Raw genomic sequence first — 13560 nt, 5'->3', positions numbered from 1 at the left:
AGTAAGCAAATTTCCAAATTTCAGCGACAAAATAGCAAATTTCTTAAGTGTGCCCGAAAACGTCGAAGAGCTTAGCAACGTTAAAAGCGTTAGCGATCTTATCGACCTTGCTAAAAAATTTGACCTTGGCCTTGAAAATATAGAAATTTCAAATGAAGATGTGCCAAAACTAAACGATATGTTTAAAAATTTGGGCAAGCAGGAATTTTTCACGCCGATAAAGACCGAGGACAAGCCTTTTTACCTAAAAGAGCTAAAAAACGAGGTCGAGCAAACTATCATCAAAAACGAGCCAAAAGAGGTCGTAAAGCTTGATACTTTGCTAAAAGAGGTGGTGGCAAATCCAACAAATGAAGTTAAAAATTTAGTCAAAGAAGAGCCTAAAAAACTAGATGATAGTAAAGTAAAGCTTGATGATGAGATAGTAGATGTTGAGCCAGAGGAGCAGCCAAAAGAGCCAAAAGTAAAGGTAAATTTACACGAGCAAAAGGCACAAAAAGCCCCAACTCTTGAGTCGCTACTCTTTCCAGAAAGAGAGCAGATGAGCGAGGCTGAGCCAAGCGAGGAGACCTTTAGCAGCGACAATAAATCAGAGCTAAATCAAATGGTAAAAGATATCGCAAACAGCGCTAAACACCAGCTTCAAACAAAGGCGGAGATAAAAGAGACGCTTAGCAACTTCTCTTCTACGCTAAAAGAGCAGGTGCAAAACTACAAAGCGCCGATCACTCGCTTTAACATCACGCTTAATCCGCTAAATTTAGGCGAGGTTGAGATCACGATGGTAAATCGCGGCAATAACTTGCATGTAAATTTTAGCTCGACCACAGCTACGATGAACCTCTTTTTACAAAACCAAGCTGAGTTTAAAAACAGCCTTGTAAATATGGGATTTACCGAGCTTGAGATGAATTTCTCAGACCAAAACCAAAGACAAGAAAAAAGAGAACAAGCAAAGAACAAATATAGCTCAAATCAAAGCGATGAGAGCGAAAACGGCCAAGCGGAACAAAGCTTGCTTGAGCTAGTAATACCAAGATATATTTAGGAGAGATTATGGCTTCAGTTTCAGATATAACTACACAAACAACGCAGCAAAAAAACGCCGAGAAAAAGGCAAAAGCAAGACAAGACGCTGCAGCTAGCACAGGAACTAATCCAAATGGACAGCTAGACAAAGATGCATTTATGAAGCTACTTTTGACAGAGCTTCAGTACCAAGACCCAACAAGCCCTATGGATACTGAAAAGATGCTAACGCAAACTAGCCAACTAGCATCAGTCGAAATGCAAGAAAATACAAACAAAGCGATGAAAGAGCTAGTAAGTCAGCTAAAGTCAAACGCAAACGCCTACGCCATATCAGCCCTTGGCAAGATGGTCTCGACTGGCTCAAATGCAGTCACACTAACAGATGAGAAAAAAGATGCAAAATTTGCGCTTTACTTTAAGACAGATCTTGCAAATGGCAAAATCGAGGTCAAAAATGCAAATGGTCAAGTCGTAAGAACAACTGATCTAAACGAGACAAATGCAGGCGTTCATAACCTAGCTTGGGACGGCAAAGACGCGTCTGGCAACCAAGTGCCAAATGGCTCATATACCATTTCGGCAACTTACACTGGCAAAGATGGCAAAGAGTATAAAACGCAAATAGGCAACTACCCAGTCGAGGCGGTGAAATTTGTAGATGGCAAGGCTATGATGAAAGTAGCTGGCGAATACGTTTCTATGGATAAAGTATCTGAATATTACGAGGGCTAAAAGCCATGATGAGAGGTTTTTACAACGGGGTTAGCGGCATCAAGACGCAAAGCTTTGGCATGGATGTTTGGTCAAACAACATCTCAAACATAAACAATGTCGGTTTCAAAGCTTCAATCCCTGAGTTTAAAAATTTAATAAACCAAAATCTAGTCTCAGCTGGCAGTGGCCCAACTAGCGATCAAGTGGGACTTGGAGCTACCAAGCAAACGACTGCGCTTGACATGTCAAATGGTAGCTTTCAAAGCACTGATAACAACTTTGACCTTGCTATAGGCGGAGATGGCTTCTTTGGCGTTGTCGATAAAACAGGCAAAAACTACTACACAAGAACAGGTACTTTTGACATAGATGCGGCTGGAAATTTAGTAGATACTAGGGGAAATTTACTCCTTGGCACGCTTGCAAATTTCACTCCAACCACGCCAAGTGCGAGCGCTCTTAAAAAATATGGTCAAACCTCAAGCGCCCCACAAGCTTACACGGTCTCGCAAGAGGAACTAAATCTGGGCGATCCTGGCTCGCAAAAGGGTATAACCCTGCCTCATTTTTTATTTATGCCAGCTGAGGCTACTACAAATATCAGCTTAAAAGGCAACCTAAACTCAAGCCGCATAACAGATAAAAAAACGACAGCCCTTGAGGCTAGCGAATACGCCTACACGCTTGATAATACAAACAAGACGATCTCACTAAACGGACAGATCCCGCTAAGCACCACATCACTTGGCGCAAAAGCTGGTGACAGCGTGGTCGTAAAAGTAAAAGACGGCGATGGTAAATTTAGCGAGTTTTCAACCACACTTGAGGGTGACGGCACTTGGCAGATAAACGACAAGAGCCTTAAATTTATGGATTTTGCAAATTTAGAGGTAAATGCTGAAGTCACCTCGCTCGTTGAAGTGCCAAACAAAGAGAAACTAACCTCTGATATCTACAACGCAGACGGCACAAAAAGTTTGGTCACTATAAATTTAACCAAGCAGATCCCACAAACTGGCGACCAGACTATCTGGGACGCGGTGGCAACGATAACTGACGCTAGCGGAGCCGTGCAAAATACGGCGATGGGCTCACTTACATTTAATGGCAGTGGCAGGCTTGTGGCAAATACACTAACGAGCGTTGGTGGCGTAAATTTAAACTTCGAGGGCGACGGCGATGCGGACGTTTATAACGGTATGACAAGCTCAGCAAACGCTAGAAAAGATTTCAACATAAAAAGAGATGGCTACGCTGAGGGGCTTTTATCAAAATATAGCGTCGATGATCGTGGCAACATCATGGCAAATTTCGACAACACTCGAGCATTTCCTGTGGCAAAAGTGGCGCTTTATCACTTTATAAACGACCAAGGCGTGGCAAAAGTTGGCGACAATCTCTATGAAGCCACCGCTAACTCTGGCGAGCCATTTTTTTACAAAAACAAAGCTGGCGAAACCGTTTATGGGGCGCAAATTTTAGCAAACAAGCTTGAGATGAGCAACGTCGATCTTGGTCAAGCACTAAGTGAGGTGATCGTCACACAAAAGGCCTACGAAGCGAGCGCAAAAAGCATCACAACAAGTGATGAAATGATACAAACTGCGATCCAGATGAAGAAATAATCCTTAAATTAAATTTGGGCGAGCAATCGCCCTATTTTTATAACTTTAAATTTACTTTAAACCTTTCAAATCCCCTAAAATACTTACTTTTCTCTAAATATAGCAATATAATTTTAAGCATGCTGGTTATAAAATTCATTTAATTTCTTTTTTTAAGGATTGTCAAATGAAAATGCTATTTTTAGCCCCAGTGCTAGTATGTAGTCTTGCCTTTGGTGCTGATGTGATCGCAAAAGACGCAAACATTACACTTGATGGCAAGATGATCGGTAAGATCGAGGTTTTAACGCCAGTTGAAGTCGTCGAAAAAGGCGATAAAACGAGTAAGATCAAGGTTAGTGGTGTAGTGTCGGCAAACTACTTAGCTCAGCTTCAAAGAAGCGTAGAAGATCCTGAAGTTTTTGTAGCTTTTGATAACGAGAGCGAGGCAAATTTCAAAAAAGTAAAAGATCTTGAAGATGACTACGGCGAGGTTTGGTATCAAGCTAATGGCATTTATGAAGTGCCAAATGACGCGCTTGGTGGCAACCAAAAAGAGCTTTACGCAAAGGCAAAGAAAATTTACGAAGAGACCTGCTCAGCATGTCACAGGCTACATGAACCAAACAGCTTCACAGCCGCTCAGTGGCCAGCAAATTTATCTGGTATGGTCGATGCTAAATTTGTCGCACTTGATGAAACTGACCTAAATTTAGTGCTTAAATACCTACAACACAATGCCAAAAAAGTAAAATAAATTTTCATAAGGGAGAAAATATGAAAAGACGAGATTTTATAAAATTTTCTGCACTTGCTGCCACAGCAGCGCAGGCAAACAAGATAGAGGGCGTGACTAAGACCATTTTTGACCAAAACAAAACCTTTGGCGCAAATAGATTTGGGCTATTTTGGGCAAATACCAACTCAAACCAAATCGTCTCTGTTGATCCATTTGAGGGCGATAAATTCCCAAATACCATGAACAACAGCTTGCCAGACCTCATCCAAAACGAAAGCCGCGTGCTCTATCCATACGTGAGAAAGAGCTACCTAAAGGCAAAGGGCGCAGCAAAGAGCGAGCTTCGTGGCAAAGAGGAATTTGTGCGTGTTAGCTGGGAGACAGCCCTTGATCTAGCAGCCAAGGCTCTAAAAGAAAATTTTGATAAATATGGCCCAGAGAGCGTCTACGGCGAGTGCTACTGGTGGGGTGGTAGCGGTAAGATCAGCTGGGGCAGGACAGTGGCCCACAGGATGCTAAAAGTCCTTGGCGGATATGTCGAAGAGAGTGGCGACTACTCAACAGGTGCTGGCCTTGTCATCATGCCTCACGTCCTAGGTAGCAGCGCAGTTTATGACTCTCCGACAAAGTGGGAGGCCATCGTTAAAAACGCTAAAAACGTTGTATTTTGGGGCACTGACCCACTTGTAACTGGTCAAATTTCATGGCAGCCACCAACACATGATGGCTATCTTGGTATCAAAAAGATAAAAGAGGCAGGCATCAAAACTTATAGCGTTTGCGTCTTTAAAAACGACACCGCAAGATACCTTGAGTCTGAAACCATCATCGTTCGCCCAAATACCGACGTAGCGATGATGATCGGCATGTGCCACTACCTATATGAAAACAAGCTTTATGATGAGGAATTTATCAAAAAATACACAGTCGGCTTTAATAAATTTAAAGACTACTTCCTTGGCACAACCGACAAGGTGGTCAAAGATATCAACTGGGCTAGCAAAATTTGTGGCGTAAAAGCCGAAGATATCGCGGCTCTAGCAACTAAACTCGCCAAAGAGCCAAGCACTATCGTAGCTGGTAGAGCACTGCAAAGGCAAGACCACGGCGAAATGGCATTTTGGGCGATCGTAACGCTTAGTGCGATGCTAGGTCAGATAGGCAAAGAGGGGCTTGGCTTTGAGTTTAACCACTGCTACGCAAACGGCAGCACCGACAAGATCGCACCTGCGCTAAAAGGTATCAGCACTAGGATCAGCGAAAAATACGAAAACGTTGATGGCGCTCCTTGGAAGAAATTTAAAAACGTCACCATCCCATCTTCAAGGTCTATCGAGGCGCTGCAAAACCCTGGCAAAGAGATAGACTATGACGGCTCAAAGATCAAGCTACCACACATGAGAGTGGCTTACATGGCGTCTGGATCGATGTTTACAAGACATCAGGATGTAAATAACGCCGTAAAAGCGTGGCGTAAATTTGACACCGTAATAACCGCTGAGCCATTTTGGACAAGCACAGCAAAACTAAGCGACATCGTCTTGCCAGTAGCCCTTGAAGTAGAAAGAAATGACATCAACCAAAGCGTGCCTACAAACGAATACATCGTAGCTTACAAGCCTGTCGTAGAGCCTATGGGCGAGAGCAGGAGCGATTACTGGATCTGCTCACAAATCTGCAAACGCTGGGGCAGAGAAGAGGTCTTTACAGAGGGCAAAGATGAGCTTGGCTGGGCGAAAGAATTTTACGCAGACGCAGCCGAGCAAGCTAAAGGCATAAATGTCAAGATGCCAAGCTTTGATGAGTTTTGGAAAGAGGGATATGTTAGATTTGAGCAAGATGACGAAGCTAGCAGATACTACACAAGGCTTAGCGCTTTTAGAGAAAATCCTCACAAAAACCGCCTAGGCACGCCATCTGGCAAGATAGAGCTCTACTCTCCAACTATCGCTAAATTTGGCTACAAAGACTTTGCGCCGCACGTTGCTTGGATCGAGCCGTTTGAGTGGCTTGGCAGCGAAAAAGCCAAAAAGTATCCATTTAGCGTCACAACCCCACACTCAAGATACCGCCTCCACTCACAGCTAAATAACTCAATAATCAGAAACTACGCTGAGGTGAGCGCTAGAGAGCCAATGCTCATAAACGTAAATGACGCCAAAGCAAAAGGCATAGCAACTGGCGACGTGGTGAGAGTATTTAACGACAGGGGCGAAATTTTAGTCGGCGCGCTTGTCACTGACATCATCCCAGAGCACGTCATCGCCATCTGCGAGGGTGCATGGTACGACCCTGAAGTGCTAGGCGAAAAGAGCCTTTGCAAACACGGCTGCGTCAATGTCCTAACTCGCGACAAGGGCACATCTAGCATCGCTCAAAGCAACTGCGGACACACGATCCTTGTAAATTTAGAAAAATATAAAGGCGAGATCAAGCCGATCACTGCGTTTTCTAAACCAAAAATTTTACAATCTTTGTAGAATTTATAAATTTAGCCCTCGCTTGGGGGCTAAATTTGATCATTTGCCACTTTTAATCAAAATCATCTTGTGACTTAAATTTGATCCATAGTTAGTCAATCAACCTGCTCTAAGGCGCTAAATATCACTTATTGAAAAAACTGGCGCTAGAATTTATCTATGAAACCAAAAACGATCACTACTAAATTTACATTTTCGTAATTTTAGGCACACTTTATCGCCTAGTTAAAAGCTACGAAGCAAAGAAATTTCTATATCTTTAAAAAGGCAAACTGCTATCTAAAGGCGCTTTTAGATCAAGCTGATTGCTGAGTAAATTTTGAAGCAAGTGTAAATTTGGCTAAAAATTTGCTAGTAAAATTTAGATTTATGTATGAAGCGACTAAATTTCGTCGTAAATTTTCATAATGCTAAATTTTGTAGTCAAATTTAATGAGAGCAGAGCAATCATAGCTAGCTCCATTGTCGCTAGTTATCAAAACACTGCCACCAGCTCAAGGCAACCATTTTTCTAACAGCCCAAATTTATAATTAACTCTGTTTTTACTCTTTAAATTTAGCTCAAGATACAAATTTACTAGTAGAATTTGGCTCCTGAGATAGTTAAATTTGGTCGTAAATTCTATGTTATTAAAAATTTTGATGAGAATACATCAACTATAACCAACTGCGTTGTCGATAGCCACAAGCAATGCCCCCGCACATAATATCAGCATTTTCTAGTAGTTCAAATTTATTACTTCTTTTTGTAAATTTTACCCTGTTTTATCTTTTTAAATTTGGCTCCAGAAATGTTTAAATTTAGGCGTAAATTTCTATTTATAGTCAAATTTAACAACTCCGTAATTATTCGCCCCTATTATCACGTGCCATTAGGACATCGCAAGGACATAAACTATAAAAACGCATCTTTTCTGGTAGCTCAAATTTAGCGCTTTCGTTGTAAATTTGATCTCTTTTTTAAATATCGTAGCTTCAAAAATTAAGCCATAGCAGATAAATTTAGCCATAAATTTCTATCTCATTTGGTTTTGTAGTTAAATTTAGTGGGCATATCAACCGTAACCAATTCGCTACACTGATAAACCTTGCCTTCATGCAACCTACAAAAGCCATCTTTACCCGATAATTTTACCGCCCACCTTTCATTTTATTATTTGAAATCACAGCTTCCAAATTTTTAAATTTAAACCTAAAAAACTAGATTTAGCCCTGAAATTTTATGTTTTTAGACTTTACGACTAATTGCTACAAACCGCACAAGAATATGTTTGTCTAATAGTTCAAATTGACTGCCTCTATTGTAATCACAGCCTTAAAGTTTTTAAATTTAAACCCAAAACGACTAAATTTAACCCCTAGATTTTTAAAATTTGCGCTCAAATTTAGCAATAGCGCCTCATCTGCAACCAAACAATCTTTCTGCCCACGCCGATCGATCTTGTTTAAGTCAAAAGTATGTTATCAAACTCATCAAAAATGGCTCAAAATATCTCATCAAGCCCAACAGCGCACGCCTTTAAGTGTTACTAAAAACGGCAGCCTCGACACTAACGCACTTGCCCTAGGTTTTTATTGTCTCTTTGTTTCTAATGGCGCAAGAATTTGATCTATAAATTTTATAAATTTAATGTAGATCGTTTGATAAGTGAAAATTTCTACTAAATTTTGAATAAGTAAATTTGATAAATTCAAATGAAAATTGAGTTTTTTGGGGATTTTAAAAAGATTTAAAAAGATGGTGCGGATGAGAGGACTTGAACCTCCACGCCGTGGGGCACCAGATCCTAAGTCTGGCGTGTCTGCCAATTTCACCACATCCGCACAACAATAATAAGTGGTACGCCCATCAGGATTCGAACCTGAGGCCTACGGCTTAGAAGGCCGTTGCTCTATCCAGCTGAGCTATGAGCGCATAAAGTCTTTTAAGTGGCGCGCCCGATAGGAGTCGAACCCATAACCTACAGATCCGAAGTCTGTCGCTCTATCCAATTGAGCTACGAGCGCCCAAAATGGGGTGAGTGATGGGAATCGAACCCACGACCCTCAGGACCACAATCTGATGCTCTAACCGACTGAGCTACACTCACCATTTAACATGGTCGGGGTGAAAGGATTCGAACCTTCGGCCCTCTGGTCCCAAACCAGATGCGCTAACCAGACTGCGCTACACCCCGCCTGAGTCGTGTTTGTAAGTTTATGCCACTACCTCATTAAAAAGTCGCATTCTATCTAAAAATGTTATTGTTGTCAAGAAAAAATTAGTTTTGGACTTTATTTTTATAAATTTTCAAGAATTAAGTGTAAATTTCAGACTTTAAGCTTTTGATAAAAAATCTTGCTAAAAAACGATGCGAACAGCGCTAAAGCTGATATGAGCTGGTAATGCTCCTTGTGCTGGCTTTATCATGCTTTGACTAAAACGCTTAAATTCTGGAGCTTCCCAAAGCTTTTTACATAGGCCTTGCTCGCTGATATCTACCCCCAAGCAGCTTTGGTCTGCAGCAAAGAATTTTAATGAAATGCACTTTTCATTTTTAGCAAAAAAGCCAAGATCGCCAGAGCTATCCACAATCCCAGCATTTGTCATCTCTTTAAATTTAACTTTATTGTTCGCAGTATCAAGGGCTAGTTTGCCTTGTGATATATAGTAGGCATTTATCTCTTCGATAGCGGTTCTAATCTCCGCCATAGTCTTTACTAAGACCGCATCATCTCTTGTAGCGCTGATCCTTGGGATAGCAATAGCTGCTAATACACCAATAACAACTATTACAAAGATGAGCTCTATCATAGTAAAAGCTTTTTTCATCACTTCATCCTTGAAATTTGAAGTTGGGAGATTATAGCTAGAATTTTTATAAATGAAAGATAAATTTTAAAATTAAGTTAAAGAAAGAGTGGCAAGGAATTTCTCCTTGCCAAAAATTTGAGTTTAGAAGTATTAGAACGCTACGCTAAGACCACTAACTGGGTATTCGCCTTCGCTACTGTCTGTTTCGGCTCCGCTAGCATTTATGAATTTAAATTTGTTTTTAAGCAATTTATCTACACCGGTGTTTGCTACAATTTTAGAGCAAATATTAGTTGTACCAGCTGCGGGAGAAGCATCATCACCTTTTTCTACTTTTATGTATGCTGGTTTTTTTGTTGTAGTATCAAAGTCAGTTAGTGTAACTTTTATACATTTTTTGCCAGCTGCTAGTAATTGACCAACCTTGCCAGTTGCGGGATCTAATGATACATTTGTCATTTCTGATAAGTTAGTAGCAAATTTACCTTGAGAAGTATAATAAGCACCAACATCACCCAATAAAGTAGATAAGTTTGTAGCGGCCTTAGTTACCTCTGCATCATCCCTTGTTGCAGCTAGTCTTGGTATAGCGACTGCGGCTAATATGCCTAAAATCACGATCACGAAGATCAACTCGATCATTGTAAAACCTTTTTTCATGGTTTCCTCCTTGAAATTAAAAATTTGGCGGATTATACAACATTTTTTTCAAAAGACAAATAAAAACTAAATTTTTTACAATTTAGCCGATTTGGTAGTTATGAAAAAGAATTCCGCTATAATGACGCTCAAGAATATGGAGATTTTATGAAAAAAGTTTTATTTTGGATGGTAGTATCTTTTTGCATTTTGAGCGCAAATTCATCATTTGAGCCAGTGCTTTCATCAAAATATAACGAAAAACAAGCCTACATCGGTAAGAAGCTCTTTTTTGACAAAAGGCTAAGCACCACTGAAAACTACTCATGCGAAACTTGCCACAACTTATACTGGAATTTAAGTGGCACAAACTCATCTTACACCAGCCAAAAAGGCGTTATAAACCCACCTAGCGTGCTAAATTCGGCTTTAAATTTTCTATTTTTTACTGATGGCAGGGTAAGAAGCTTAAAAGATCAGGTAAAAGAGTCGATAAATTCTAGAAATGAGCTAAATTCAAACAAAGATGAGATAGTAAAAAAGGTAAAAAGCATAGGCGAGTATGGGATTTTATTTAATGATGCATATAGTGATGGCATAAACTATGAAAATATAGTAGGTGCTTTGGCAGAATTTGAAAAGGCTATTTTAAGCATAGATTCGCCATTTGATGAGTATCTAGCTGGCAATGACGACTCCATAAACGCTGAGGCAAAAAAAGGCTTTGAGCTCTTTAATAAAGTAGGCTGTGTGGCATGCCACAATGGTAGAAATTTAGGTGGAAATTTGATGCAAAACGTGGGCTTAAAAGATGCAGGTGAGAGCAGACGCCTTATGCGTGTGCCTTCGCTTAGAAATGTAGCAAGAACAGCTCCATATCTAAGTAGTGGCGAAATGAGCGATCTAAAAGAAGTCATAGGCTTTGTGAGCTATCATCAACTAATCCATACACTAAATAGCGAAGAGTTAGGGCAAATTTATAAATTTTTGCTAACACTAAATGGACGCAGACCTAGGATACTAAATGAATAAAAGACAAGCAAATATCATCTTAATCGTCCTAGCAATCATCTTTTTCTTTAGCTCAACCTATATCTACATGGCAAATAAAGCAGTTACTGCTGTTAGTAAATTTAACGATACGATCTTAAGTCTTATCTTACTAGATAATGAGCTAAGCTTCACCCTAGAGAACAACGTACTTCGCTTAAACTACGACGATGTAAATAAAAATTTAAGAAGTTTTGATCAAAATTTAACCAAGCTTGATGAGCTAAACGCGATCATACAGGTCTTTTACCAAGAGAAAAATGCCAAAACTTTAAAGGTCATAAACGACGACTTTTTAAAAAAACAAAGGCTTGTAGATAGGTCAAACTACGCTAGCTCGTCAATGGCTGCTTATATCTTATCAGGTGAGTTTGAAATAGCATCAGAGAAGAAGCTAGATGCGCTTAATGTGATATTTCACGCGATAAAAAGCTCAGCCCTAATCAGCCCCGAAACGCTAAATCAAACAAAAGAGCAGATAGAAAAGTATAAAGATACTTACAAAAACGACACAAAAGCGATCTTGGTGCTAAACAAGGCAACTTATGCGCTTGAATTTGCAAAAAACCTAAGTGCCGTAGCTCAAGACTCTGTTGATCTAAAACTTGGAGAAACACTAAGAAAATTTAGAGATGATACCCTAGCCTCTTACAAAATAATGATACGAAATATAGTAATAATGCAAGTGCTTTGTTTTATCAGTTTTGTGTTATTTTGCGCTTTAACTTTTTATCAAGCAAGGGTACTAACTAAACAGCTAAAGCAGATAAAACTACTAAAAACGACAGTGGATGCAGGACACAGCTCGATAGTCTTTTGCGACAATGACAATAAAATTTTATATGCGAATAAAACCTTTGAGTCAAAAACTGGCTATAAACTAAAAGATGTTGTCGGCAAAAGCCCTAAAATTTTAAAATCAAATATGCACCCAGAGAGCTTTTATGCTGAAATAAGAAATGCCATAAATAAGCATACTTCTTGGGAAAGCGACGAGCTGATAAGCAGAACAAAAAGCGGCAAACTGCTCTATGAAAAGGTGCGTTTTGCGCCATTTTTCTTTGAGGGCAAGCTAGAAGGATACATGGCTATAAAGCTTGATAGGACAAAAGAGCTTAGCATGCTTAAAGAGCTAACTCAAAAAAATGAGCAGATAAAAATTCAATCCTCAATCGACAAGCTAACTGGCTTTGGCAACTACTTCGCTTTGACCGAGATGATAGAAGCGAAAAAAGATGGAATTTTGATCAGCATAAGCATCAAAAACTATAAGATGCTAAGATTTTTCTACCAAAACAAGGTCATCGAAGCCATGCTAAAAGCGGTGGCAAATACGCTAAAACTTTGCGTTGATACCTACTCTATAAATGCTGAGCTATTTAGATTTCAAGATGATGCGTTTTACATCTGGTATCAAGGCGATGACATCGTTAGAGATATCGGCTTTATAAAAGAGTATTTTAACTTTAGCAGGATGAATATCGAGATAGATGGTAAATTTGAAAACCTGCCTGGCATCAAGATAACTCTTGGCGTATCTTTATCAAATGACACACCGCAAACAAACCGCCTAATGCAGTCGATCCTAGCCAATCAACAAGCAAGCGATAGCGGCAACGAGATCTACTACTACCTAGAAAACGACGCGATCGAGATGAGATACTATAAAAACCAACTCATAACCGAACTAATCGAGTATGCTCTAGAAAACGACAAGGTGATAGTCGAGTGTCAGGGAATTTTTAACGTGCATGAAAATGAGACAGAGGCAAAATACTACGAAGTTTTGGTGCGCATAGTCGATCAAAACGGCAAGATCCGCTACCCAGGCGAATTTTTAGAGATCGCTATGAAAACGCAACTTTATCTTCAGATAACAAAAAAAGTGATCGCCCTAGCCTTTGATCTAGTGAAAAAATATCCAGACTATACATTTTCTATCAACCTCTCAAGCTCGGATCTAACAGATCCTGGTGTTAGAGAAATTTTAGATGAAAAGCTAGAGAACTGCCCAGATCCAAGTAGAGTTTGCTTTGAGATGCTAGAGAGCGAAGAGCTTAGCGACTACGGCATGGCAAATGAATTTATAAAAAGAGCTAAGAAATATGGATGTAAAATCTCAATCGACGACTTTGGCTCTGGCTACTCTAACTACTACCGAATTTTAGAGCTTGATATCGATAACATCAAGATAGATGGCTCGATCATCAAAAAGCTACCAACCGATGAAAACGCAAGGGTTTTGGTTGAGACTATCGTGAGCTTTGCTAGAAGACAAGGCTATAAGATAGTGGCTGAGTTTGTGAGCAACGAAGAAATTTTAGAATATATAAAGAAATTTGGAATTTCGTATGCGCAGGGATTTTTACTAGGCAAGCCACATCAGATGTAAATTTTGCAGTTAATTTAGAGCCTTTTAAAGGGCTAAATTTAACTGCTTTTTGCTTTTATACTCGCGTGAAACCTCTTTTTTAAATTTTGCTAGACGTGAAATTTGATCTCTTTTTA

Annotated in this window: 8 protein-coding genes, 5 tRNA genes and 1 pseudogene; 7 read left to right on the top strand and 7 right to left on the bottom strand. The window is 39.8% G+C overall.

The genetic code is table 11. From position 1 onward, the window contains the following. Positions 1-736: 736 nt before the first annotated feature. The 5 genes and pseudogenes from CVT00_RS10410 to CVT00_RS00500 form a co-directional block, all read left to right on the top strand. A pseudogene (locus CVT00_RS10410) lies at positions 737-935 on the top strand (flagellar hook-length control protein FliK); the annotation flags it as partial. Between the two features lie 121 nt (positions 936-1056). Further along, positions 1057-1764 (top strand): flagellar basal body rod modification protein, encoded by a 708-nt coding sequence (locus CVT00_RS00515; protein ID WP_087581957.1) that lies wholly within the window; start codon positions 1057-1059, stop codon positions 1762-1764. Positions 1765-1769: 5 nt separating this feature from the next. Next, positions 1770-3371 carry a flagellar hook-basal body complex protein gene (locus CVT00_RS00510; protein WP_103581632.1) on the top strand — a complete coding sequence of 534 codons (1602 nt, stop codon included), beginning with the start codon at positions 1770-1772 and terminating at the stop codon, positions 3369-3371. Between the two features lie 166 nt (positions 3372-3537). Then, positions 3538-4107, top strand: coding sequence for a hypothetical protein (locus CVT00_RS00505; protein WP_107915046.1), 570 nt, complete (start codon positions 3538-3540; stop codon positions 4105-4107). Between the two features lie 20 nt (positions 4108-4127). Next, a complete protein-coding gene (locus CVT00_RS00500; RefSeq protein ID WP_107915044.1) occupies positions 4128-6569 on the top strand; it encodes a molybdopterin-dependent oxidoreductase in 2442 nt (813 codons plus the stop codon). Between the two features lie 1739 nt (positions 6570-8308). Here the strand turns inward: CVT00_RS00500 and CVT00_RS00495 are convergent. The 7 genes from CVT00_RS00495 to CVT00_RS00465 all read right to left on the bottom strand — a co-directional run bounded on the left by CVT00_RS00495 (position 8309) and on the right by CVT00_RS00465 (position 10023). Continuing rightward, a tRNA-Leu gene (locus CVT00_RS00495) sits at positions 8309-8393 on the bottom strand. A gap of 14 nt (positions 8394-8407) precedes the next feature. Continuing rightward, positions 8408-8484, bottom strand: a tRNA-Arg gene (locus tag CVT00_RS00490). Positions 8485-8499: 15 nt separating this feature from the next. Beyond that, a tRNA-Arg gene (locus CVT00_RS00485) sits at positions 8500-8576 on the bottom strand. A 6-nt stretch (positions 8577-8582) separates the two neighbouring features. Further along, positions 8583-8659, bottom strand: a tRNA-His gene (locus tag CVT00_RS00480). A 9-nt stretch (positions 8660-8668) separates the two neighbouring features. Continuing rightward, positions 8669-8746 (bottom strand) — tRNA-Pro (locus tag CVT00_RS00475). Positions 8747-8910: 164 nt separating this feature from the next. Next, the gene (locus CVT00_RS00470) at positions 8911-9381 is read right to left on the bottom strand and encodes a type II secretion system protein (protein ID WP_107915042.1); all 471 of its coding nucleotides are present in this window, start codon (positions 9379-9381) and stop codon (positions 8911-8913) included. 132 nt (positions 9382-9513) lie between these two features. Further along, positions 9514-10023 (bottom strand): type II secretion system protein, encoded by a 510-nt coding sequence (locus CVT00_RS00465; protein ID WP_107915040.1) that lies wholly within the window; start codon positions 10021-10023, stop codon positions 9514-9516. 147 nt (positions 10024-10170) lie between these two features. Here CVT00_RS00465 and CVT00_RS00460 point away from each other — a divergent pair, with 147 nt between their 5' ends. Both CVT00_RS00460 and CVT00_RS00455 read left to right on the top strand, forming a co-directional pair. Further along, positions 10171-11034: a cytochrome-c peroxidase gene (locus CVT00_RS00460; protein ID WP_107915038.1), complete on the top strand. Its 864-nt coding sequence runs from the start codon at positions 10171-10173 to the stop codon at positions 11032-11034. Next, positions 11027-13444 (top strand): bifunctional diguanylate cyclase/phosphodiesterase, encoded by a 2418-nt coding sequence (locus CVT00_RS00455; protein WP_107915036.1) that lies wholly within the window; start codon positions 11027-11029, stop codon positions 13442-13444. Before CVT00_RS00460 ends, CVT00_RS00455 begins: the two co-directional genes overlap by 8 nt. The last annotated feature ends 116 nt before the right edge of the window (positions 13445-13560 follow it).

It is taken from the genome of Campylobacter concisus (genome assembly GCF_003048675.2).
In the GTDB taxonomy this organism is placed as follows: domain Bacteria; phylum Campylobacterota; class Campylobacteria; order Campylobacterales; family Campylobacteraceae; genus Campylobacter_A; species Campylobacter_A concisus_F.
This window is presented reverse-complemented; position numbering and strand designations above follow the sequence as displayed.